General features: G+C 39.5%; 26 protein-coding genes and 1 pseudogene. 13 read left to right on the forward strand and 14 right to left on the reverse strand.

Translation table 11 applies throughout. The features are described from left to right. Positions 1-26 precede the first annotated feature (26 nt). Both cyoE and ACDX78_RS03750 read right to left on the reverse strand, forming a co-directional pair. On the reverse strand, positions 27-953 hold the full coding sequence (gene cyoE / locus ACDX78_RS03745) for a heme o synthase (protein ID WP_486025471.1): 927 nt from the start codon (positions 951-953) through the stop codon (positions 27-29). A gap of 198 nt (positions 954-1151) precedes the next feature. After that, positions 1152-1715, reverse strand: coding sequence for a hypothetical protein (locus ACDX78_RS03750; protein WP_486025473.1), 564 nt, complete (start codon positions 1713-1715; stop codon positions 1152-1154). 439 nt (positions 1716-2154) lie between these two features. Between ACDX78_RS03750 and ACDX78_RS03755 the strand changes: the two genes are divergently transcribed. Beyond that, a complete protein-coding gene (locus ACDX78_RS03755) occupies positions 2155-2538 on the forward strand; it encodes an RDD family protein (protein WP_486025474.1) in 384 nt (127 codons plus the stop codon). 127 nt (positions 2539-2665) lie between these two features. Here ACDX78_RS03755 and ACDX78_RS03760 read toward each other — a convergent pair whose 3' ends face one another. Next, positions 2666-4141, reverse strand: coding sequence for a flavin monoamine oxidase family protein (locus ACDX78_RS03760; protein WP_486025476.1), 1476 nt, complete (start codon positions 4139-4141; stop codon positions 2666-2668). Between the two features lie 146 nt (positions 4142-4287). On the opposite strand from ACDX78_RS03760, the gene ACDX78_RS03765 reads away from it, so the two are divergent. Further along, a complete protein-coding gene (locus ACDX78_RS03765; RefSeq protein WP_486025477.1) occupies positions 4288-4503 on the forward strand; it encodes a CDGSH iron-sulfur domain-containing protein in 216 nt (71 codons plus the stop codon). Positions 4504-4583: 80 nt separating this feature from the next. Here the strand turns inward: ACDX78_RS03765 and ACDX78_RS03770 are convergent, their stop codons facing one another. Next, positions 4584-5384: an N-acetylmuramoyl-L-alanine amidase gene (locus tag ACDX78_RS03770; protein WP_486025479.1), complete on the reverse strand. Its 801-nt coding sequence runs from the start codon at positions 5382-5384 to the stop codon at positions 4584-4586. A gap of 229 nt (positions 5385-5613) precedes the next feature. On the opposite strand from ACDX78_RS03770, the gene ACDX78_RS03775 reads away from it, so the two are divergent. The 3 genes and pseudogenes from ACDX78_RS03775 to ACDX78_RS03785 all read left to right on the forward strand — a co-directional run bounded on the left by ACDX78_RS03775 (position 5614) and on the right by ACDX78_RS03785 (position 7549). Continuing rightward, complete coding sequence (locus tag ACDX78_RS03775) at positions 5614-6456, forward strand: DUF1028 domain-containing protein (protein WP_486025480.1); 843 nt, start codon at positions 5614-5616, stop codon at positions 6454-6456. 164 nt (positions 6457-6620) lie between these two features. Next, positions 6621-7127 (forward strand): annotated as a pseudogene (locus tag ACDX78_RS03780) (GNAT family N-acetyltransferase); the annotation flags it as partial. Between the two features lie 110 nt (positions 7128-7237). After that, on the forward strand, positions 7238-7549 hold the full coding sequence (locus tag ACDX78_RS03785; protein WP_486025626.1) for a hypothetical protein: 312 nt from the start codon (positions 7238-7240) through the stop codon (positions 7547-7549). A 396-nt stretch (positions 7550-7945) separates the two neighbouring features. Here ACDX78_RS03785 and ACDX78_RS03790 read toward each other — a convergent pair whose 3' ends face one another. The 5 genes from ACDX78_RS03790 to ACDX78_RS03810 all read right to left on the reverse strand — a co-directional run bounded on the left by ACDX78_RS03790 (position 7946) and on the right by ACDX78_RS03810 (position 10948). Then, the gene (locus tag ACDX78_RS03790) at positions 7946-8068 is read right to left on the reverse strand and encodes a PspC domain-containing protein (RefSeq protein WP_486025628.1); all 123 of its coding nucleotides are present in this window, start codon (positions 8066-8068) and stop codon (positions 7946-7948) included. 181 nt (positions 8069-8249) lie between these two features. Further along, positions 8250-8945 (reverse strand): hypothetical protein, encoded by a 696-nt coding sequence (locus ACDX78_RS03795; RefSeq protein ID WP_486025481.1) that lies wholly within the window; start codon positions 8943-8945, stop codon positions 8250-8252. Then, on the reverse strand, positions 8942-9688 hold the full coding sequence (locus tag ACDX78_RS03800; protein WP_486025483.1) for a hypothetical protein: 747 nt from the start codon (positions 9686-9688) through the stop codon (positions 8942-8944). Before ACDX78_RS03800 ends, ACDX78_RS03795 begins: the two co-directional genes overlap by 4 nt. Further along, complete coding sequence (locus ACDX78_RS03805) at positions 9675-10565, reverse strand: ATP-binding cassette domain-containing protein (RefSeq protein WP_486025484.1); 891 nt, start codon at positions 10563-10565, stop codon at positions 9675-9677. Before ACDX78_RS03805 ends, ACDX78_RS03800 begins: the two co-directional genes overlap by 14 nt. Beyond that, a complete protein-coding gene (locus ACDX78_RS03810; RefSeq protein WP_486025486.1) occupies positions 10562-10948 on the reverse strand; it encodes a GntR family transcriptional regulator in 387 nt (128 codons plus the stop codon). Before ACDX78_RS03810 ends, ACDX78_RS03805 begins: the two co-directional genes overlap by 4 nt. A 171-nt stretch (positions 10949-11119) precedes the next feature. Here ACDX78_RS03810 and ACDX78_RS03815 point away from each other — a divergent pair, with 171 nt between their 5' ends. The 6 genes from ACDX78_RS03815 (at position 11120) to ACDX78_RS03840 (ending at position 14888) form a co-directional block, all read left to right on the forward strand. Continuing rightward, on the forward strand, positions 11120-11269 hold the full coding sequence (locus ACDX78_RS03815) for a hypothetical protein (protein ID WP_486025487.1): 150 nt from the start codon (positions 11120-11122) through the stop codon (positions 11267-11269). Between the two features lie 261 nt (positions 11270-11530). Then, positions 11531-11800, forward strand: a complete 270-nt coding sequence (locus tag ACDX78_RS03820) for an autorepressor SdpR family transcription factor (protein ID WP_486025629.1) — start codon at positions 11531-11533, stop codon at positions 11798-11800. Further along, on the forward strand, positions 11800-12384 hold the full coding sequence (locus ACDX78_RS03825; RefSeq protein WP_486025489.1) for an SdpI family protein: 585 nt from the start codon (positions 11800-11802) through the stop codon (positions 12382-12384). The genes ACDX78_RS03820 and ACDX78_RS03825 overlap by 1 nt, the downstream gene beginning before the upstream one ends. A 202-nt stretch (positions 12385-12586) precedes the next feature. Beyond that, positions 12587-12979, forward strand: coding sequence for a TipAS antibiotic-recognition domain-containing protein (locus tag ACDX78_RS03830; RefSeq protein ID WP_486025491.1), 393 nt, complete (start codon positions 12587-12589; stop codon positions 12977-12979). Between the two features lie 127 nt (positions 12980-13106). Beyond that, positions 13107-14126, forward strand: a complete 1020-nt coding sequence (locus ACDX78_RS03835) for a serine hydrolase domain-containing protein (protein ID WP_486025492.1) — start codon at positions 13107-13109, stop codon at positions 14124-14126. A 339-nt stretch (positions 14127-14465) separates the two neighbouring features. After that, the gene (locus ACDX78_RS03840; RefSeq protein WP_486025494.1) at positions 14466-14888 is read left to right on the forward strand and encodes a pyridoxamine 5'-phosphate oxidase family protein; all 423 of its coding nucleotides are present in this window, start codon (positions 14466-14468) and stop codon (positions 14886-14888) included. A gap of 203 nt (positions 14889-15091) precedes the next feature. Here the strand turns inward: ACDX78_RS03840 and pstB are convergent, their stop codons facing one another. The 4 genes from pstB to ACDX78_RS03860 form a co-directional block, all read right to left on the reverse strand. Then, entirely contained in the window at positions 15092-15871 is a 780-nt protein-coding gene (gene pstB / locus ACDX78_RS03845) for a phosphate ABC transporter ATP-binding protein PstB (RefSeq protein WP_486025631.1), read from the reverse strand. Positions 15872-15938: 67 nt separating this feature from the next. Beyond that, on the reverse strand, positions 15939-16823 hold the full coding sequence (gene pstA, locus ACDX78_RS03850; RefSeq protein WP_486025496.1) for a phosphate ABC transporter permease PstA: 885 nt from the start codon (positions 16821-16823) through the stop codon (positions 15939-15941). Position 16824: 1 nt separating this feature from the next. Further along, the gene (gene pstC, locus ACDX78_RS03855) at positions 16825-17766 is read right to left on the reverse strand and encodes a phosphate ABC transporter permease subunit PstC (protein ID WP_486025497.1); all 942 of its coding nucleotides are present in this window, start codon (positions 17764-17766) and stop codon (positions 16825-16827) included. An 87-nt stretch (positions 17767-17853) separates the two neighbouring features. Continuing rightward, a complete protein-coding gene (locus tag ACDX78_RS03860; RefSeq protein WP_486025498.1) occupies positions 17854-18873 on the reverse strand; it encodes a PstS family phosphate ABC transporter substrate-binding protein in 1020 nt (339 codons plus the stop codon). A 148-nt stretch (positions 18874-19021) separates the two neighbouring features. On the opposite strand from ACDX78_RS03860, the gene ACDX78_RS03865 reads away from it, so the two are divergent. Continuing rightward, positions 19022-19660, forward strand: a complete 639-nt coding sequence (locus ACDX78_RS03865) for an endonuclease (protein ID WP_486025500.1) — start codon at positions 19022-19024, stop codon at positions 19658-19660. 21 nt (positions 19661-19681) lie between these two features. On the opposite strand, the gene ACDX78_RS03870 is transcribed toward ACDX78_RS03865, so the two are convergent. Further along, a complete protein-coding gene (locus tag ACDX78_RS03870) occupies positions 19682-20503 on the reverse strand; it encodes an alpha/beta fold hydrolase (protein ID WP_486025502.1) in 822 nt (273 codons plus the stop codon). Between the two features lie 279 nt (positions 20504-20782). Between ACDX78_RS03870 and ACDX78_RS03875 the strand changes: the two genes are divergently transcribed. Next, a complete protein-coding gene (locus ACDX78_RS03875; RefSeq protein WP_486025504.1) occupies positions 20783-23989 on the forward strand; it encodes an ATP-binding protein in 3207 nt (1068 codons plus the stop codon). Positions 23990-23998 lie beyond the last annotated feature (9 nt).

The raw sequence follows: 23998 nt of genomic DNA on the forward strand, positions 1-23998 counted from the left end.
TTGCCGAAGAAGTGCATCCCATTTTATTACCCTAATACGAATATACCCATCAAAGAATAGATAATAATCGTGGAAAATACAACAGTCATATAAATCAGGGAAAAAATAAACAGTGCTTTTGCCCATTTTTCCGCGTCTTTCTTTTTATGGTAGCCGTAAATGCTTAATACAAGCCACGCAATACCCATGATCAATGCAACGAGCATAAGTCCAAGACTCAAAGTTCCGAGAAGAAAACTTGTGGCGATAAGTAAGATTAAATAAAAATTTGTCTGGATATATGTCCTTCTGATCCCTTTTACAACCGGAAGCATGGGGATATTTGCTGCTTTGTATTCATCATGCTTTCGGATAGCAATCGCATAAAAATGCGGCATCTGCCAAATGATTAAAATAACAAAAAGCCCAAGAGCGGCAGGATGCGTAATGTCCTGATGAATCGCTGCCCAACCAATCAGGGGGGGCGTCGCACCAGAGAGGCTGCCGATTTCCGTATTGTATACAGTCCGTCGTTTACTCCACATGGTGTATGGAACAACATACAAAAGGAAACCTAAGAGCCCTATTAAAGCAGCCAATGGGGTGGTCATTAAAAGCGCACCCCAGCCGGCAACGACCATAGCAATGACCATCCATAGGACTGCTTTAGGTTTAATCACGCCTGTCACAGTAGGCCTGATTTTTGTCCGTTCCATAATGGCATCAATGTCACGGTCATAATAATTATTAAATGCCCCCGCTGCCCCGATAATAAGTGCTGTTCCGAGGATAGCGAAAAAGATCTCGGACAACCGGTCAAATGGATGGATTCCATACGTATATAAGGCCAGGGTCAACCCTGCAATCATCGGGATAAGATTAGATTTTATGATTCCAGTCTTTACGGTAGCGCCCAAAACCTCTGACAGGGGCGCCTTAGCAGTTGATTGATTTATATTTATTTCTTTTCTCATTGAATATCCATGTTCCTTTACTATAAAAGTTATTATATTTAACCCTAAGTATATCACAAATTGGGTGCCTAGAACTGCGCTAAATGCTCGTCCCACCATAAAGAATTATCACTTCCCCAGAAAGCTCGAATCATGTCGAATACAGTGGCGAGAATATTCATAAATAAAGCCATCTTGCTGTTTGTGGCAATATGGCTCTCAATCACGTTCTGACTTTTTATTGTCAGCTAATGTATCAAGCATTTGTAAATGATCCGTATCATTGACGATTTTATAACCATCGAGATGCGCCTCATTTAATTCAAAATAGAAGCTTCCTGTTTTTAATAAACCTTCTTCCATTTCATGTGTTGTGGTAATGCGAACCCTGTATTCCGGATTTTCGATATAATGATGATCCCTGTCTTTTTTTAGTTCCAGCTCGGAAAACTCCTGTATAAGCTCATTCATCATTTCTTCATCTTCAATTTCGATATCTGCCTCAGGGTCAAATCGTCGATCATCAGGAAGGTAAGTTGTAGAAATCGTAATACTTCTGACAACGGTTTCTTCATTTAGATGATTAGAATAAACGTCGGTGAATGTAGTGTAATAAGAGCGGTCTATGAGATAAACAGATCCGATGACCAAGATACTTACAATAGCATATACGGGTAACTTTTTGTGAAAAAAAATCCGCAGAAAAATGGTAATTCCAACTATGGCCGCTATCAGGAGCAAGAAAGGGAATAAGTTCCATAGAATGTTAAATAAAAGATCCATGCAGCTGCACGCTCCTTCGTAAGTTCTAGGGTAAAACTTATCATACCTGCTGTGATATACCCAGTGCATAAGTGGATTTTCATTATAATAAATCATGAAATAAGATTCAAAAAACATATCACATGTTAGAATGAAATTAACATAAAAAATAAGAGGTGGTACTTTGAATTTTACAGCGATGAATGAAAAAACAGGTACCTCAAGAATGGAACTTTACTTCATGAAATCTTTGCATTACCTGACCTTTAAAAAGTTTGTTTGGTTTGAGCAACAAATATCGAAAATTCATTCAGACTTGGAAGAACTGAAAAATAGGACGATTTATTAAGCGCTCCCAACAAAAATCTATACAACGCTGGACAGTTAGACAAAGCGGAAATTAATTCATTCAGTTTACAGGAGGGACATTATTCAAAACCTCACGCTATTACGCAAACGTTTGCTGGCAAGGCTTTATGACATCTTAATTCTGACTATAGTTCTTATCATATTTATAACCATATTTAACATTGAGACCAGTTTCCCTGCAGATCGAGGTATGTACTGGCAAATTATTTATCTTTCTTACATTATTCTTCTGCCTCTTTTTTGGCATGGATATGTGATGGGGAAGAAGATTGGCAATATAAAAGTTGAGTCTTTACATGGAGAACGGCTAACGTTAAAAAATATGGTTACAAGAGAATTTATTGGGTTTTATCTTATCGGTATCTTGAGCTTAGGGATAGCGTACATGGTGAGCATGATTATGATAGCAGTAAGAGAGGATGGAAAAGGGCTTCATGATCTTATTGGAGGAACATCTGTCACAGAAGTTAATTAGTATAAAGCAAGGGAGAAAGCTAATTCACAGCTTTCTCCCTACTCTATGTTAACACCGTCCATTCGACAATTTTAGCTTTTTCGGGAGTGACAGGCACCCTATCTAAAATTTGGGACTGCCACCCGCCTCAGTCTGAGCGGTGATGGACCTCTACAGCTGCTCGTATCCCCGATTCTACAGCTCCTTCCACCCAGCCATGAAACCAGGAGGTATGTTCTCCGGCAAAATGAAGTCTTCCTTCCGGCTGTTGAATGTAATCCGCGAAGTCTGTTTCCTGTCCCGGTGTGAATAAAGTGAGGCAGCCGCCTGCATACGGGTCTTGTGACCAGTTGATAGAATAGCCTTGTATATATTCATTATAAATGAAATCGCCATAAATCTTCGCCAAATCCCTTAAGACATAATGAATCATCTTATCCTCCTGGACATTATTCCACAACAAAGCATTTTTCCCCCATGTATAGCTTGCCAGCAGCACACCACTTTCATTATTTCCAATGTTATGGCTTGGTGTATACGTAAACCGTGTTGGCAGATCTGTAGTAATATGGCCTATTTCTAAGTGCTCCCAGAAACGGGTTTTGAATTCAATCCCTATTTTGACTGCGGGGATATTTTTAAGCTCTCGAATTGCCTGATGTTTTTTATGTGACACGGAATCATAAGGCACAATATCCACCAGATGAAAGATAGAAAAGGGAAGCGTCGTAATCGCAACATCTCCTGAAAAAATATGCATATGCCCAGTATGGTGATTTTTCGTTTGGATCTTTATCTTATCACTCTTCTGAATAATGGTCTCTACTTTTTCTTCAAGGTAAATGGATTCGGAAAGTTCAGATAAAAAAGATGATGGCAGCTGATCATTTCCACCCGGTATATGGTGAAATTCGTAAAGGTTTAGAGAAATTGGCATAATGAGATTGGTGAAAAAATCAGTAAATGCATATTCCGCCAGTCCCTCCACTCCCAAGTGTACGGATAATTTATTGACGGCACCGGCTGATAACGAGGGGCCGACTGGATTATTACGCAAAAATTCCGTTGTGGAATAGAGGGAATATTTCTTTTTAAGCTGCTGTTTCTCTTCCAATGTACTATGTACATATAAATCCATAAATGGCTGAACAGCACCTAATAAAAGCTCAATGGCTGTCTTGCCTCTTTCGGAAGGTTCCAGTGGAAAACCCAGAATGTCTGGATTTTGTTCATAATGTGAATTTCTGATAAGGGTATTATTTATAAAAACTCTATCATCTGGAGAAATGTTGATAAATGTATCTAGGGGAAGGTTTGCCTGCCGGATATATTCCATCATCAGAATATGATTAGCAGGAAAACGCATGGCTCCGGCTTCCATATAGTTTCCTGGAGCAAATGGCTCCCTGACAGTGTAGATCCTGCCTCCAATTCGATTATTTGCTTCAATGATGAAGACTTCATGTCCTGCTTTTTTTAATAATGATGCAGCTGTCAACCCGGCCATCCCAGCACCTATAATGATGATTCTTTTAGGGGCTGATGTCCGGCTCAGGCCATTTCTTATAATGGAGAGGTAATCCTGAGGATACTGAAGATTGGTTATTGAGGATCGCTTATTCAATTGGATCTCCTCCTTTTTAACAGATTTATGTTTGCAGAAATTGGTATATGTCACTTTGTCTGTCCTTTTTTCTTGAATTTGTAAGCTCATGAAGAAGCAAGCTTTTGCATAGAATAGCATTACAATAATGCCAGGGGGAGGTTTGTATGAATAAAAAAACACAAATCAAGGTGAATGATAACGGATCATTACGAATAACGGGTGAAGTGGAATTAGTAGATAAAGAGGGGAATGTCTATGAAACGAAAAAAAGTTTCTCCCTATGCCGGTGCGGTAATTCTTCCAATAAACCATTTTGTGACGGGACACACAGGAAGATAGGGTTCGAGAGTCAGCCAAGGGCAAATGGAAAAGGTCGTTGACATTTTTCCTTGGCTGAGGTCACTGCCTGCCTATATAAAAAAGCCGGAAATACACGATGTATCCCGGCTCTCTTAATATTTTAAAGGGTCTCTTGCACAATAAAAGCATCCGATATCCCTGCTGATTTTACTTCATTTAACCGTACCTCTGCGTTATCTCTGCTGGAAAAAGCGCCTGATTGTACACGGAACCATTGCTGTCCGGAAAGAGTAATTGTATCGACAAAAGCTTCGATCCCGTTTGAGGAAAGAAAATCTACCCGTGCATCCGCATTTTCCCGTGCTTGAAAGGAGCCTGCGATGACTCTGTAGATAACGTCACTGCCTCCTCCATTTCCCTGTAGGTTAAAGGCTCTTGCCAGCCCATTCACATGTCCCTGTGCAACCCGCTGCCTCCAGGAAGGATCTCCCATTAATGTAGCATCACTTGCATTATCGATAAACCCATTTTCGGTTAAAAGCGCAGGCATTGTTGATTCACGCAATACGTGGAAGTTTGCCTGTTTTTTACCACGGTTGGTAAGCTGATTAACATTCGTAATTTCCTCATGCATGATATTTTGGTAGATAGCAGTTTGGGAAGAACCGGACAGACTGCTATGAATAAAATCCTCATAGCCTCGTGCTGATCCGTTAAAAGCATTACAATGAATGGAAAGAAAATAATCTGCTCCCCACGCATTTGCTTCATTTGTCCGCTGCGCAAGTGTTCTGGAAACATCCGTAGTCCTGCTCATATTCACTTCTACATTCTGAAAATTATTATTGAGTAAGGTGCGAATGCGAAGGGCAATATCCAAATTTAAATCCTTTTCCAACAAACCGTTTCCCGTCGCTCCTGAATCATTACCACCATGACCTGGATCTAAATACAATCTCATAAAAAAGTCCTCCATTCAATTTTTTTTACAGTAACAAAATATGACGTCCGACAAATTTGTATTGGACAAACTGCTTATTTTGTCGGAAATTCCATACTTATCACCTGCCTTTCATCCTAATAATCGAAAAATAGGTGGAGAAGGTGGCATGAGTTATAGGATTGCTGCCCAGTGTTCAAAATAATGTGCTAAAATAGAAAAAACAGTCTGATAAAAAGGAGGAAATATGATGACCTTTTCAATTGTTGGTTTTGATCCGGAAACAAAGGAGCTGGGTATTGCCGTCCAGTCCAAGTTTATCGGCGTAGGTTCGGTCGTTCCGTGGGCAAAGGCAGGAGTAGGGGCTGTGGCAACACAGGCATTTGCAAATCCGGCTTATGGCCCGGATGGTTTGGACTTATTGGCGGAAGGAAAAACGGCAATGGAAGCAGTCGACATACTTACTGCTCAAGACGAGGGAAGTGCGGACAGACAAGTGGGTATTGTTGACGTAAATGGAAATGCAGCAACATTTACCGGAGAAAAATGCTATGACTGGGCAGGTGGTCAAACAGGAAAACACTATGCAGCACAGGGCAATATTTTAGTCAGTCAGGAAACGGTCGACGTGATGGGGGAAGCATTTGAAGAGGCAACTGGAACACTTGCTGATAGACTACTTCACGTACTGGATGCAGGACAGGCTGCAGGTGGTGACAGCAGGGGAAAACAGGCTGCAGCTATTTATGTTGTGAAGGAGAAAGGCGGTTATCTCGGGGTGAATGATCGGTACATTGATTTACGCGTCGATGACCATCCTGATCCGATTATAGAACTAATTCGAATTTATCATTTGCACCAGCTTTACTTCAGCAAACCAAAGGAAGAAAACATTTTGGAGATAAAAGAAGAAATAAAGGATGAGGTTGCAAAACACCTGAAGCGTCTTGGGTATTTGAAGGAAACCGAAGCGGATGATGAAGTATTACATAAAAGCTTACTCGCATTCCTTCACACGGAAAATTTTGAGGAAAGAGAACTGGAAAAAGGAAAACTGGATAAAGAAGTCCTGGATTTTATGAAAGAGAAGTAAGCTGGAGGTTTATATGAAAACAAGCGATATCTTTACGGAAATACCGATATTGGAAACAGAGAATTATATATTAAGAGGATCCAACTTCAACATCGAATACACCACAGTATCATGATACCTTTCCCCATCAAAATCCGTTTGTCTCATGACACGTAACAGGGCAGGATGTCCCTGAGTTGTTTACTTTTTTAGGAGATAAAGAAACAATGAAGTTCATTACGCCGCATCCAGTCAGGAGCGAGGGGGAAATCAGTGAGGCTGTCCAACTTTCACTACAAAATTATCAGGAGCAGAAGGAAATCCTTTGGGTGATTATCGATAAAAAAACAGACAGGCTGATCGGGCAGTTCCGTTTCCATAAACTGAGCTTGTGGCATAGAAAGACAGATATGAATGTTGTCATCAGCAAAAAACACCAGAGCACGGGTGTCATGACCGAGCTAATGGAAACAGTGCTGGAATTCGGCTTTGAGACACTCGGTCTCAACCGCATTGTTGGTGATATTTTTGCAGGTAATGAACGATCGAAAAAGTTACTGGAGAATTACGGCTTTCATAAAGATGGTGTCATGAGACAAACGGATTTTGATGGGGAAAGGTATCATGATACTGTGGTGTATTCGATGTTGAAGTTGGAGTATGATATTATAAGGTCAAAACTTAGCTATTGAGTCTCCATATGAACAATCACATTTGAAGAAAATAACGACCAGTTTTTAAAAAAGGCAGTGTTTCTTTATCAAGTATCAATTATAAGAATTACAGGGGTGATTAAGTGGATATGCAAATTCTCGATCTACTTACAGAAATGAACGCGGAAATGAAAAGCATGAAAACAGACGTACAATCTTTAAATACCGAAATGAAGAGTATGAAATCAGAAGTTCATTCTTTAAATTCAGAAATGAAGACCATGAAATCAGAAATGCATGATCGGTTTGATACGATTGAAGCAAAACTCGAAGGTGTCCCTAACCAGTTGGAATTAACTACCGAAGCACGAATAAATGAAGGGGATTTTATTGTCGATAAGGTGAATAAAATGGAGAAAGAAATTTATGTTTTAAAAAATAAGATGTCTAAGAACACTTAAATACGCATTTTTTTGATAATTAATTTTCTGTAATCGAGCGTCCTAAGGGACAAGCAATTCTATGGTTTAGCGCCCCATGATGAAAAAGGAAAACACACTTATAAAACAAAGCAAAATCTGTCGGAACATACACTTGACCCTGCAGTTTTTAAAGGCTTAGTTCAAATATCCCACGTACACTGCTGAACCGGTCGATATTTCGATATCTTAAGCGAAGTAGGATGGAACACAGGTAGGTAAACCGTCCAATCAGTATTATGTTCTAATAAAGTAGGCACTATTTAAGTCTGATGTTGATAAAGGTTAAAAAGATTAGAACTTCCATTTATCTGGAAGTTCCAATTCGTAGTAATGTCTATCTCAAATACCCCCTATTACTTACATAAATCCTTTTCTTTACAATGAGGGAGGGCTATCCGGAAGTGTTGCTGCAAGAATTAAATAAATAATCAAATTAGCTGGTAGAAATATAAATATTAGCCTCACTCCCAACGAAGGAATACCAAAGTATTCGGCAATTCCTTCACATCATACCCCGACTAGGTCTTTATCCGTTGATGATTTTCTTAAATTATTATTCAATGCTACTGCTACCTCCTTAATGTATTTATAAAAGTAATGTACTATACTGTAGTTCTACAAATTTCTAATTAAGCGTTTCATCTGCAATCAATAGATAATTGTGAAATACTTGGAAGGCTTAATTCAAATATTCCACATGTACTTCTGGACCGGTTGATATTTCCATATCTTCCGGAATCTGCAGGTAAATAAGCTGTTCACTCCATTTGATACCAAAACCAAAAGCATACCCAAATGGCCCCATTTCTTTATCCTTAAACTGCTGCATTGGGAATTCTTTGCTGAAAGAAGCAAAACTTATTTCCTCTGTGCTTTCCGGGAATATGAGTTCCAAACGATCTGAAGTCATTTGAAGATACACAGGCCGGGAATCAATCTCCACCTCTCTGCCCTGAAAATAGAGAGGCGTACGGTAGAAGGCTGCTTCAATTGTTTCATTCTCTGTTCGCTCTACTGCGATACGCGAGTCGTAATTATTTTCTCCTTGAGATGCTATCCGTAATGTATCTTCTTCATAATCAAATTCCCACTCTTCCACCAGATATTCCTCAATGGATGCCACACTGTCTGCACCGGAAATTACACTGCTAAAAGTGTCCCAGTGATCCGGATGTTGAATCCCCGCTGTTTCTTCTGTGGAAACAGGGATAAAATAGTAGATAATAACCGAAATAAGCAAAATAATCCCATATCCTCCAAGCATCCAATAGCCTTTTTTTGCTATTTTCCTTCTGCTGAACCACCTGACTCCCAATATAACCAACACTGATAAAACCAACAAAATAATGAAAGGTATGAAATCCCCTATATTCATTGTCTCGCCTCCAGCCGTTTTGTTAGTAAAATGGAAGTCATGAAACAGACAACCGATGTAACACTAACCTTCAAAATAAAAAGAAAAGCATTTGCTTCTTGAAAATAAAAGGCAACGATCCGTCCAATAAGCTCGGGATCTCGTTGCACCAGCCAAATAAAGACTCCAATGAGCAGTACTGGCAATAAATAGGGGAGTGTCCGATGCAACTGGGAAACGGTACCAAGCACATAGCCAACTGATCCAATAAGAATCAAGTAAAATATCATCGAAAATATACCAATAAATATATCACTTAGCTCATAATGTACATTGGCATCCAAAACTGGTGATGTTTCATTGAAAAAGTACACAATAACCCGTAATAAAAAACCTGCCAATATCGTTGTTGTCCCGGCTATAACGCTTGCCAGCAATATAAATAAAGCATTGGAAAGATGGTTGCTTGTATGATTGGAAACAAAGGTAAAACCGTGTTCCCGTTCAGCCTTGGTGCTCATCATAACGGAATGAGCGATGATCCATAGAATAGTAAAAATAATGACGGTGACATTCGTATAAACCGTTGCATGAATCGATACGCCTGAACCTCCGGAACTAAATGATGCATTTCCGTTCAATGAAAAGAGGATGGCAATAATTTGAATTACGACCAATGAGCTTAAAACCCCATTATATGCCTTCAGCTTATACTGAAATTGCCTGATCACCGTACTCCCCAAGCTCATATTATTTAAAGACACTTTCAATTCCCCCTTTACGCTTGCTAGTAAGGTGAACGCATAGGTCGCTGGCAGATACTGGAGAAATCTCCATGCCCAATTGCTTCGCCTGGTCCAAGGAAAAGTAGTCATTTTTCACCATGGCATAGGTCGTATTATTACCAACCTGTTCACTATGGATGACTTCTTTATTTGCCATCCACTGCATAACAACCTCAGTTCTGCCGGAAATCCCCACCGCATACTCCTTCAGTTCATCCATGGAGAGATGGAAATATTTTTTTCCACCATCAAGGAGCATTACATCTTCAAGCAAATCCTCAATCTCCTCCAGGTGATGACTGGAAATAATAATTGTTCTCGGATACGCGATATAGTCTTTCAGGAGTGCCCGGTAAAAATCTTTCCTCACACTTGCATCCATCCCGGTAGTAGGCTCGTCAAACATAGTAAGTGCACATCTGGATGCAAGCCCGATAATCATATTAAAGGTACTCTTTTTTCCTTTGGATAGATGGTGATGTGCTTGTTTTGGATGGAAGGAAAAATAATCAAATAATCTTTTCGCCAATGTGGCATCCCAATTTTCATAAAATCGTTCCGCTTCATTTAAAATTTCCGTTAACGTTAATCGGTTGGAAAACCGCATTTGAGCATCTACATAAATCACATTTGCCGAGACGAACAGATTTTGAAATGGATCCTCATTAAAAACCTGAACATTACCCGAAGTAGGATGCCAGAAACCGGCTAGAATTTTTAATAAAGTTGTTTTGCCTGCACCATTTCTCCCGATAAGTCCGGTAATGGTGTTTTCCTCAATGGAAAATGTTAGATCTTGTAATGTATTTAATTGCTCTCTCTTTTTCGTTAAGCTTTCACATTCAATAACACTCATTCTGCATCCCCCTTACGTTCATGAATGGTGGTTTGAAGCATCCGTATTAATTCCGCTTCATTCACTTCCAGCCTTTCTGCCTCCAAAGCCACATCCGAAAGCATTCCTTTTAATACCTGGTTCTTTCTTTTATCAGTAATAATCTTTTTTGCATCCACAGTGACGAATTTCCCCAGCCCCCGTTTGTTGTATAAAATCTTTTCATTGTAAAGTAAATTTAGTCCCTTGGCAGCAGTTGCAGGATTGATGGTAAACATTTCTGCAAGCTTGTACTGGGAATAAACCTTATCATCTTGCTTCAGATTGCCATTCAAAATCTCCGTCTCGATCCACTCCGCAATCTGCACATAAATCGGTTTGGTACTGTCAGAATGTAGAATCAAGCCCACAACTCCTTTCATGTGAGTCTGTGCATTAGTCGTGTAATGTAGTATAGTTCATATTTGGATATTATGCAATAGAGAATGAGCATTTTTTATATAAAAATTATCGCGTGTATAACATTAATGTTACGGACAAAGACTAAGAAAAATTCTAGTGCAGGAGGAATCGGGATGGTTAATAAAGGGAAGGAATTCAACAATATGTTCAAGGAAAACAGACAGAGTGGAGAGCATCGGAATGGGCGTAAGAGCCAGTATAAAAATAATAATAAGCAGCAGGGAGAAGCGCCTAACGAATATTTGAGTCAAAAAGAGGACTAGCTTTATTAAGGTATCTTTTGTATACAGGGAAAAAATAACCGGGGTAAACAGAGCTTTATCCCGGTTTTATCATGGTTTTTTTCGGTATGTGGTATGTAAAGTTAATCTTTTTCACTTTCCCTTGGCTACCTTTTTTCCAATGTCTACTTATCGAAAAATATTAAATTCAAAAATTTTATTGACATTTTAACTTCATAATATTATAATTTAATTAATTAAGTAATTACTTAAATATAGAAAGGTAGGTGAACATACTTGTCCTTGAATAGCTTATTCAAAGCACTATCCGATGAAACAAGAAGAAAAATATTGGATCTTCTAAGAAACAGAGATATGACAGCCGGGGAGATTGCGGCACATTTTGAAATGAGTAAACCAGCAATTTCACAGCATTTATCTATATTGAAAAATGCTAACTTGGTTTATGCCCTGAAGAAAGGACAGTATGTTTACTATTCTCTTAACTCAACGGTTTTCCAAGATGTCATGAAGTGGATCGTACAATTTAATTCAAGAGGGGAGGATGCATGATGAAAATAATGAGTATTGTTTTGTTGACTGTTTTAGCTTTCGCTGTAAGTATTTATTTGGCTGTTTCGGAAATCGTTATAGAAGAAACACAATACGGCGCGCGAGAGGTAGTACTTTTCAGTATCCCGCTCACTATGCTATTAGTTAACAGTAATCTCTTCATTATTCCTAAGCTTATTCAAAAGAAAGGTTCCTACGATCGTTTAAAAAAAGGGTTTGAAAGCATTTTTTTATCGATTTCGATTATTTTATTTTTGCTGCATGGCGGACTGCTTTTTGTATCAACCGGAACGGAAATTAACTTGCTTTTATTCGTACCATTAAGTGTAGGACTTGTACTTATTACTACCGCAAACACCCTTCCAAGATTTCAAATTGATTTGGATGAAGACACTTCACCTCAGACAAGCAAATTGTGGAACACGGTAATCCGTCCATTTTCCCTGCCATTATTTATTGGAGGCATTCTGATGTTATTTAGCATCTTGCTTCCAGAGCCACTGATGATGATCGTTTTCTTTACTATTCTTTTCCTGACTATACTTGCTTCAGTAGTTCGTTCGTATCGGGCATATCAGAGTTAGCGCTTTGATATCAGCCTCCACCATGTTGAAGTGCCAAAGAGTGTGATACTAAATACTGCAGCTGAATTTTTCTAATTGTAGAAGGTTTAATGAAAGATAGAATGGGTTTCCATGAATCACCGTATAATTGGGCAGTAAGCATATTGACTATGCATAATGATATGATGGAGAAACTAAATGCGAAATCCAAGCTATCCTTCCATTGAGTCTTATTTCTGGATGGCATACAGAAGATATACAGAAAAAGTGGATAGAGCAGCATGCGTTGACGGATGTGATGGAGGAATTATCAGAGAAATCAGAGGAGGAAAAGATCACTTTAAACCAAAATTTTGTTCAGTTGTCCAAAGAACTGAAGCAATTATATGGGAAGCCGGTAGATGATCCAAAGGTTCAAGAAATGGTAGCGGCATATCTGGAGGCAACTTTTTCATTTCTAGGCGAAGATGTAATTCACCAGCTGGCAGAGGCAGAGGTGAAAGAAGCGGAATTACAAGAATTTGAAGGTATGACGCCTTCTCCTTTTAAGGAGGATGAACAAAAATGGCTCGATAAAGCAGTGGAATATTATGTGGAACAGGCGGAAACCACGTAAAAACCATGGTTCAATGAGAGCGTTTCTTGAAGATGCTAAATTTGCAGCTTGTTCTTCACCTGCTTATTCTCCTTCAAAAGGCTTATAATGGTAAAGTATAAAAAGAGGATTAAAAAGGGGAGATTAGATGATAAAACAAATTGAAAAAATCCAACGTAATATTGATTTTTCCGGAACAGTATTGATTAAAAACGAAAAAGGTATTCTGGCAGATGTAAGCTATGGATACGCAAATCGCTCCGAACAATTAAAGAACAACACAAACACTCGGTATGGTATAGCTTCAGGCTGCAAGTTATTTACAGCAATCGCTGTCTGTCAACTTGTCGAAAAGAAAAAACTCAGCTTTGACATGAAGGTTAAAGACTATCTTGAGGTTGAATTCCCTCAATTTCATGATGAAATAACAATCCACCATCTTCTGACACATACTTCCGGAATTCCTGACTATTTCGATGAGGAAGTGATGGAAGACTATGAGGAATTATGGATAAGTAATCCAATGTACAATATAAGGTCTTTGAAAGACTTCCTGCCTCTGTTTCAAGACAAACCCATGAAGCTAAAGGCGGGAGAAAGATTTCATTATAATAATGCCGGTTATATTTTGCTCGGATTAATCGTTGAAAAGGCGAGCCAGCGCAAATTTGACGAATACATACAGGAGAACATTTTTCAAAAAGCCGGAATGGAGCAGTCGGGATATTTTGAGTTTGATGCGCTCCCTCCTAATGTAGCACAGGGCTATATTGACTTTGATGATGGAACTTGGAAAACGAATATATATTCCCTGCCTGCAAAGGGAGGGGCAGACGGCGGAGCTTTTGTAACGGCTGCAGATATGATGAAGCTTTGGGAAGCACTGATGAATAATGACCTTTTAAGTGATGAATATACACAGCTATTACTTAAATCCCATGTTCAAGCAGAAGATGGAGATATTTATTATGGTTATGGTGTCTGGATTGAGCAAGCAGGCTCTGAAATTATTAAATACCATCTCATGGGCTATGATCCTGGTGTCAATTTTTATTCTGCTTTTTACCCGAAAACTTTAACTAAAGCAGTTGTTTGTTCGAATGAGTCAGCAGGTGCGTATGATATTATGCTGGGGATTGAGAAGAAACTAGATGTTTTCAGTGGTTAGTATCTTATAGCTTTAAAATTTAAGTCATGAAAGATAATGGAAGTCTCCACAGGAATTCAATATGGATTATGTACACTTATGCTATACGTAAAAAGTGGAGACAAATAATAAAAAACTGTTTGACCGCATTCGGGAGAAGGAGGAAAATTTGAAGGTTTCCCTTACATATATGGAGAGTCAATAATTATAAAACACCGCTACTTTGAAAGGGAAGCGGCTCTTCTTTTATTTTGAGTTGGAAAGACAAACCTTCAACTGCTTCTTAGCTTATTTTCTTTATTATATTTTTCAATAACTCTACAAATACTATTCCCGATATTACTTAAGGAGTGGTTAAAGTTGAGTCAACCAGAAATCAGAAATGCAATTGAGAAAATACTGGATGAAAGTCATACTGGAACCTTGGCAACAGTTAAGGATAATAAACCGCATTCCAGATATATGACTTTTTTTCAAAGGAATATGACCCTGTATACACCGACGGATAAAAATGCGGATAAAACGGAAGAGATTGATGCAAACCCGTATACACATATTTTAATTGGCTATGAGGGGGAAGGATTTGGTGATGCGTATGTGGAGTATCAGGGGAAAGCTGTATTGAATAATTCTGAAGAAATGAAAAAAACACTTTGGAATGACGATATGAAAATATATTTTGATGGTCCGGAAGATCCTGCTTATACATTATTGGAGATACAGCCGATTGGAATCAGGTTAATGAATAAAAAAGGAGAACCGGCAAAGGAATTGGAATTATAAGAGGATAGGTTTCTAAGCCGTTAGCGAAAATAAGTAGCCGGTTACTTAATTGTAAAGATTAACTGGTATCAAAAACTTTCTGCTGGTCCGTTCGGGAGCTAAAGTTAAAATTAAAAACGGTTAAAGACCGATTCTTACAATACGGAAGTGAAATAAAAAGGGAAAAGCAATATTATACTTGCTTTTCCCTTTATTCCCTCACCTTACCCAAACCTCCCTGAAATATAATCCATTGTCCGCTCATCTCCGGGATGATTGAAAATCACATCAGTGCGGTCAAATTCGACTATCTCACCATGCAGGAAAAAGGCGGTTCTATCGGAAATACGTGCTGCCTGCTGCATGTTGTGTGTCACAATGACAATAGAATATTTTTTCTTTAAATCCTGAATCAGCTCTTCCACTTTTGCTGTTGACCCAGGATCCAAGGCCGATGTCGGTTCATCCATTAAAATGACATCCGGTTCGATGGCGAGACAGCGGGCGATGCAGAGACGCTGCTGCTGACCGCCGGAAAGGCCGTATGCATTCTCTTTCAAACGATCCTTTACTTCATCCCAGATGGCCGCATCGCGAAGACTTTTTTCCACGATTTGATCCAGTACTTTCTTATTGCGGATACCATGTATTTTTGGTCCGTAGGCGACATTTTCATAAATGGATTTTGGAAATGGGTTTGGTTTTTGGAAAACCATGCCCACACGGGTTCTCAGTTCTTCCACTTTAAATGATTTATCAAGGATGCTTTTTCCCTTATATCGGATCGTACCGGTGATGCGGACGTTTGGCACAAGTTCCACCATTCGGTTTAATGTTTTAATATAAGTGGATTTACCGCAGCCGGATGGCCCGATAATCGCTGTTATTTCCTTTTCATACATCGGTAAATTAATTTCCTTTAAAGCGTGAGTTTCCCCGTACCACAGGTTTAAATCCGTTGTATCATAGACCAGCGGCTTCAAAGCATCTGGTCCTGATGTCATTTTATTCGGTTGTCTTGTTTTTCCAATGCTATTGATTGCTTCTGTAACACTCATTGATTTTCACTCCTTAAAATCTTTTTTGGAATTTATTTCGTATAAGCACGGCAGTAGCATTCAGTGCAAACAATAATAGAAGCAATATAATGATTGTTGCTGCAGCTAAGTTTGCATATTCTGCAACGAGAGATGAATCCAGTGTCCAGTAGTAAATCTGCATTGGCAGCGCCGTGAACGTATCCATTAAGCTGCTCGGAAATGGAATAAGCAATGCAGGAATCCCAAGAACAGTTAATGGTGCTGTTTCTCCGATTGCTCGGGATAGTGCCAAAATGGATCCTGTAAGAATCCCCGGCAGTGCTGATGGCAGAATGATATTTCTAATCGTCTGCCATTTGGAGGCTCCCATACCGTACGATGCTTCACTTAAATGCTGTGGGACAGCTCTGAGTGCTTCCTGTGCTGCTACGATAACAATAGGCAGGACAAGAAGAGATATAGTCAATCCCCCGGCAAGAACGGCATTTCCCAGATCCATAGCTCGAGCAAAGACGGTCAGCCCCAGCAGTCCATAAACGATGGACGGAACCCCAGCCAAGTTAGAAATATTTGTCTGGATCAGCGATTGTAGCTTTCCTTTTTTGGCATACAACTCTAGGTAAATGGCTGTGCATATTCCGATTACCATGGTGACAGGGATGACAACAAGCATGAGCCAGAATGTTCCGAGCAGTGCACCCATTATGCCGGCTCTTTCTGGGTCAGTTGATAATGCGCCTGTTAAGAAGTCCATGTTAATCCACGAAATACCCTGGGTCAAAACGCGGGCAATCAATATACCCAATATGACGATCCCGAAAAGGGTGGCTAGGAGAAACACGATCTTAAAAAAATTGTTTTTCAGGACCCTGCCATTTATTCTTTTTTCCATGTCGACTTTGTTTACAAGTTCCATTTTAATATTCCTCCCTGAATCTTCGAGAGACATATCGTGCCAGTAAATTCATGATTAATGTAAAAACAAATAAGGTCATGGCGACAGCGTATAAACTATAGTAGATCGTGGTTCCGGCTGAAGCGTCACCGCTCGCTACCTCCACAATGTACGCAGTCATTGTCTGCATGGATTGTGTCACATCAAACGTAAAGTTTTTTGAACTTCCGCTTGCAATGGTTACAATCATCGTTTCCCCGATAGCCCGTGAAATCCCGAGTACAAAAGAGGCAATAATGCCGGATAGCGCAGCGGGAATGACTACACGAAAAGTTGTTTCCAGTTTCGTAGCCCCCATTGCAAAAGCTCCCTCCCTCATTGCATTTGGTACAGACACCATAGCGTCTTCGGATAAAGAAGCAATCATCGGGATAATCATGATACCCATTACAATTCCCGGACTAAGAATGTTTGTCACTTCTACAGCTGGAAAAATACTACGGATGACCGGTGTTACAAACGTAAAGGCAAAAAAACCATATACAATGGTAGGAATACCGGCTAGCACTTCAAGGAGTGGCTTTAATGTTCGGCGAACCTTTTCTGATGCGTATTCACTTAAATAAACAGCTGTCATGATTCCAATTGGTCCTGCAACAAGAATGGCGATAATGGAAGAGATCAGTGTGCCTGCAAGCAACGGCAATATGCCGAATTCCGGATTCTGGCTTAATGGTCTTAACACATTACCGGTAAAAAATTCAGCAAACGGCACGAGCTGGAAAAATTCAATCGTCTCGGACAGAAGTGTAAAGATGATTCCGACAGTAGTTAAAATAGAAATAGCGGTAATAAGAAAAAGGAGTGCAGGAATTAGTTTTTCTTTAAATTGAGAAAAACGATTGTTTTTGTTTTTTGCATCAATCATGTCTCTTACGGAAACGGCATCTTGTTTATTTGCCATCGTATGTTTCTCCCTCCGGCTATAAGTCATAGAGGATGAGAGTAAACTTGTTACCCTCATCCACCATGATAGTTTCATAGTTTTAAATTATTGCAGTGCTTCTAAGTCTTCAATTAAGCTTTGTGCTTCTTCATCAGGGATTGGAGCAAATCCTGTTTCCCCCGCAAAATTGTTTATATTATTCATAGCATAAATGGCAAAATCAAGTACTTGTGGTTTTTCTTCTGCATTATTCATATTCAAGTAGGTGAATACCGGACGAGTGAAGTCCGCATAATCTCCATCTTCCGCAATCGTGTCTAGTGATGGTTCTACAGGTCCGTTGCCAAAGTCAACGCTTACTGCCTGCAGGGTATCCTGGTTATTTACATAGTATCCAAATCCGAAAAAGCCAATGGCATTTTCATCTTCTTGTACCAAGCTTACAAGTGTTGAATATTCTTGCTGGAGATTGACATCGTCTATTAAATCTTGTTCTTCAAGGATTTCTTCATAGAAAAATTCATAGGTACCATGGTTTTCGTTGGGTCCAACCGGGTTGACTTCTTCATCAGGCCAATCAGGATTTACATCTGACCATGTTTCCACACTGCCATCGGCAAGAAAAATACTTGTTAACTCTTCCGGTGTCATTTCTGTTGCCCAGTCATTGTTAGGGTGGACAACAAAAGTCAATCCATCCAGTGCAACCTTTAATTCTTTTGGCTCGAAGCCAAGGTCTTCCGCTGCTGCCTGTTCATCCTCTGAAATTGGACGGGAAGCATCATTGAAGTCTGTTCCATCCTCTTGGAGGAATTGTTCAAATCCTGCACTAGTTCCTGCGCGTCCCACTTCTACGGATACGCCTGACTGTTCGTTTAACATATATTCTTCAGCAAGTCTGGACATTAACGGGTAAACCGTTCCGGATCCGTCTATAACAACACTGCCTTCAAGCTCCTCTGACTCACTGTTGTCTGCACTTTCACTTTCAGTAGAAGTTTCATTTTCCTCTGTTTCTGTGTCATTCTCATCTGTATCTTCTTCCTCACCTTCTGTTCCACATGCAGCGAGTCCAATAACTACACCTGCGATAAGCAGGAACAAAAGTACTTTTTTTAATTTCATCAACTAATTCCTCCCTGTGTTGTTGTTAACCTCAATTCCGAGTATAGGGGGCGAATGTTAAGGAAGTTTATATACAATGTAAAGATTATGTAAATTAGTAGGTCTTTTGTTTGGAATAAATTATGATAATAGGGAAAGGGGCATGGAAATGGAAGTATCCTATTTATATATCTATGAGAAATTATTGGATTTTTATGGTTCGCAGGAATGGTGGCCAGCTGATAGTGACTTTGAAATGATGGTTGGCTCCATTCTTGTGCAAAACACAAATTGGAAAAATGCAGAAAAAGCGCTGGAACATTTGCATGATCATGTACAGCCGGAAAAGTTAGCAAGACTTGAAGAAAAAGAACTGGCTGAGAAGATTCGTCCGAGTGGCTATTATAATATGAAGGCCAAAAAGATCAAAGCCTTTTTGGACTGGTTTGAAAAATATGATTATCAACTTTCTTGCCTTAAATTAAAAGAGAAGCTTGAGATACGTGAAGAACTGCTAATGGTCTATGGAATTGGCAAAGAAACGGCTGATGTTATCCTGCTTTATGCAATGGACAAGCCGGTTTTTGTCGTGGATAACTATGCGAGGCGAATTTTTTTCAGGCTGGGATACGATTTGCCTAAGGCTTATGATAGATTCAGAGAGCAGGTGGAGGCAGAGCTTCCAGTAGATATTACGTTATATAATGAATATCATGCTTTACTGGTGGAACATGGCAAAAAGCATTGTAAAGCTACGCCGATTTGTGAGGGGTGTCCGTTATTGGATGTTTGTGCACAACGTTTTTAATACGGAACCTGCGCTTTCATATTACGCTTCCAACGCAAGATTCCGGATCTGCTCTGTCAGTTTCTCCGGGATTTCATCAGTAAATAAGTGTCCTGTTTTTGGGTGCGTAACCAACTGGGCATGAGGAAGGTCCTTGGCCAGCTTTTCACCTGTTTTTAAGGATACGACCCGATCTTCCTCGGCATAAATTAATAGTGCCGGTGTGCTGACTTGCTGCACCTGCGCTGACCGCAAGTCGCCTTCCCGGTAACGAACAAGACGCAAGAGTGATTTATAAAAGTTCTTTTCATTTATTGGCCTGCCATATTCTTCAATCATTTCCTCCGTGATTACTGAATGATCGGAAAGCACCATTTCCAGTGTATATCTCACCCCTTGTTTTTTTACCTGCCTTTTAATGAAGAGATAAAAATAGGGCACATATGAAAGGAGCTTGATCCAATGATTTGAAGGCTGCAGATAACCCGAACTGTTTAAAAGGATGAGCTTTTTAACTTTTTCCGGAAAAAGCTTGGCCGTATACAAACTAATCTGCCCACCCATAGAATGCCCAGCCACATAAACCTCTTTCAGATTAAAATAATCAATGCACCCTGCGATGAGCGTGGCAAAATTTTCATAGGAATTGATAAATCTGCTTGATTTCTCACTTCTGCCGAATCCCGGCAAGTCAATGGCTACGACAGCAAAATGTTCCTCCAGTAAAGGCATCATCCTTCTAAACGTATATACGGAAGCAACCAGGCCATGTATGAGTAATATGGGTGGCTTGCCGTTTAATGTATATTCGCAATAAATATTTACGCCAGATAACTTAATGTTTGTCTTGGTGAAATTTTTCATTTTATCCGTCCTGTTCAGATAATGTGGTATATAATATGATATCAAAACAACAGTTGAGAGGAAAGAACTCACTCCCTCTGTTCTTTTTTTTGTATTAAATTGAAGTAATTAGCGGCCGTCGTTCGAAATAGTGAAAATAATTAAAAAAATACTATATTATTTTTGTGATTTCAAGTATATTAGAACTATGGGATATTTAGCTAGGGGGTGAGCCTCATACGTTACGTCATTGGCTGTTTTATGATAGGAATCTTTTTTTTCTTTTTAACTGATCAAATTATGGCCTCTGAGATCATACAGCTTCATTCCGAACAAGAGGAATATGAAGTTGGATCTTTAATGGAAATTTTGGAGGATGAAGATAACAATATCGATCTGGAAGACATTCTCGCCGGTACCTTGGATAATAAATTTTATCAATATAACGGTAATGTCCCCAATTACGGCTATACGTCATCCACTTTTTGGGTGCGCATGACGTTTGAAAACCGGACAGCAAATGAGGAATGGATGTTGGAAATAGCGTATCCCCCCCATGATTCACTTGAGCTGTACACGAAAAGCGGTGATGGGGATTTCCATTACAGCAAAACAGGGGATCAGCTGCCTTTTTCCGAACGGGAAGTTCACCACCGGAATTTTATATATAATCTTAGCATAGCCCCTGGTTCCCGGGAAACCTATTATTTGAAGGTTGAAAGTGACGGGTCTATGCAATTGCCTGTCACGCTATGGCCCCCCGATCAATTTAATCAAAAAAGCCAGCTTGAATACATCCTGCTCGGTATATATTATGGTTTTGGCCTGATTATGATTTTTTATCATTTGTTTTTGTTTTTTTCACTGAGATTATCGAGTTATTTCTGGTATGTCCTTTTCATTGCTTCTCTCATGTTTTTGCACTTTACACTAAATGGGTTGGCCTATCAGTTTTTCTGGACTGAACAACCATGGTGGAACCATCATGCTATATTATTTTTCATCGTGATGACGAACATGCCGGCATTATTTTTCACAAAATCATTTTTAAATACCGCTTTTTATATACCCAAATTAAATAAGATAATTAACGGCGTAATCATACTCCAGCCTGTTTTTATTATTATGTTGTTTATAAGCTATGAGCTATCACTTGATATAATTATGGTCGCTACCATTGGTATTATTTTACTAATCATTATACCCACAGCCATATTAAGCTGGAGGAGAGGTTATGCGCCCACGAAATATTTCTTTTTTGGCTGGATAACTTTTTTACTTGGTACTGTTGTAAGTTCTCTAGCAGATATGGGAATACTGCCCATCAACTTTGTAACAAAGTATGCTTCCCAATTGGGTTCCGCTGTAGAGATCGCTCTATTTTCTCTTGCATTAGGGGGAAAGATTAGACAACTTCGGCTGGAAAAGCAAGCAGCGGAGGAAACTGCGCTGAAAAGCCAAGAACTTGCAGTAAGTCATCTTAGGAAAGCAAATGAACTGAAGGATGAATTTCTGGCAAATACCTCTCATGAATTACGGACACCACTTCACGGAATGATTGGCTTAGCTGAATCTATAAGAGAGAAGGATGGATTAAATGAGGAGATGCAGCATAATATTTCCTTAATCATATCAAGTGGAAGGAGGCTTACCCATTTAATTGAAGACCTTCTTGATGCCTCGAAATTAAACCATCATGAAGTCAATTTGGAAGTAGTCCGGGTTGATTTGAAAAAGCTGGCAGATATGGTATGTACAGTTTCCGAATCCATGAATAATAATAAGTCAATAACAATTCGCAATGACATTACAGAGGATATGCCGCCGGTTGCGGGAGATAAAAATAGGCTGCAGCAAATATTTTACAATTTGATTGGCAATGCGATCAAGTACACGGAAAGTGGGGAAATCATTTTAACTGCTGAGCCGGCAAAGGATGAAGTGGTTGTATCCATTAAAGATACAGGCATTGGTATCTCAGAAGAGGATGTGGAACGTATTTTTGACAGTTTCACAAGAGGTTCCAACATAGATGACAAGTCTGTACACGGAACAGGACTTGGATTAAGGATTACGGAACAGCTTGTGGATCTTCATGGCGGAAAGATAGAAATAGCATCCAATGTAGGAGAAGGGACTGTGGTGTCTTTTACTGTACCAATTTTTCAGGAAAGGCATAGGGGTGATGTTATCACCTTTCCAGGGGCAGGGGCATACGCACCTTATGAACATTTACGAATGGAAGTGCCTGCAAAGGAAAAAGACGGTCCCTCTCTTGGTAAAATACTGATCGCAGATGATGAACCAGTTAATATTCAAGTGCTCATGAATCACTTGTCGACAGTCGGGTATGTATTGAAGGTGGCAATTGATGGAGAAGAAGTACTGCATTACCTTGAAAATGATCGCTCCTATGACCTGGTTATTCTCGATGTAATGCTGCCAAAGCTTTCTGGACTTGACGCAGCAAAAAAAATCAGGGAACAGTTTTCCCTGACAGAATTGCCCATTTTAATGCTGACAGCCAGATCTCAAATGGAAGATATCATTACGGCCTTTGAAGCGGGAGCCAATGATTACTTGACAAAACCGACTTCTAAAGAAGAGTTACTCGCCCGAACAAAAACGTTATTATCCCTCAAGCTGACGATGGAAGAAGTAGTGAAGGTGAATAAGGAACTGAAGTATTTGAATCAGTCACTTGAATCGCAAGTTGCCGAACGGACGGAAGAACTGGAACTAAGAACAGATGAACTCAGGATAATGGAGAAGTCGAGAAGACAATTGATGTCGAATATTTCCCATGAACTTGGTACGCCAATGACTTCTGTAAGGGGGTATGTTAAAGCAATGCTAGATGGTGTGGTTGACGGGAATGATGAAAATTATTTGACAATTGTTTATCAAAAGATACTTGTTATTGACAGGCTCATTCAGGATTTATATGATCTTTCTAGGCTGGAAGCAAGAAGGGTAAGTTTTAGACGGCAAGAAGTGACGACAGAGGAATTACAGCACATGCTGATTTCGAAATATGAAATGGATGTAAAATATCATGGCATTGATTTCCGAATTTATAATGATTTGGGTCAGGAAAGTTCTCAAGAAAGCGTGATAATTGATCCTGACAGGCTGGATCAAGTGATGCAGAATCTGATTTTTAATGCCATACGTTTTACGGATGCAAATGGCACTATTGAAGTTCATATTAGAAAATTAAAGGGTGGGAAGAAGTATAATCTGCCGGCAGCATTAGCAAAAAAAGCGCCGCTCCTGCACGTAAGTGTACGTGATAATGGGGAAGGAATATCAGATGAAGCTATAGACTATATATTCGATCGGTTCTTTCGGGAAGAAAAATCAAGAATAGAGAAGGATACCCATTCAGGATTAGGGCTTGCCATTTCCAAAGAAATCATTGAAGCCCATCAGGGACATATATGGGCAGAGAGTAAATCGGGGGAAGGGAGCATTTTTCATTTTGTTCTTCCACTTGAGTCAAAATAGATAAAGGGG

This window comes from Virgibacillus oceani (genome assembly GCF_041521345.1).
Lineage (GTDB): Bacteria > Bacillota > Bacilli > Bacillales > Amphibacillaceae > Virgibacillus_N > Virgibacillus_N oceani_A.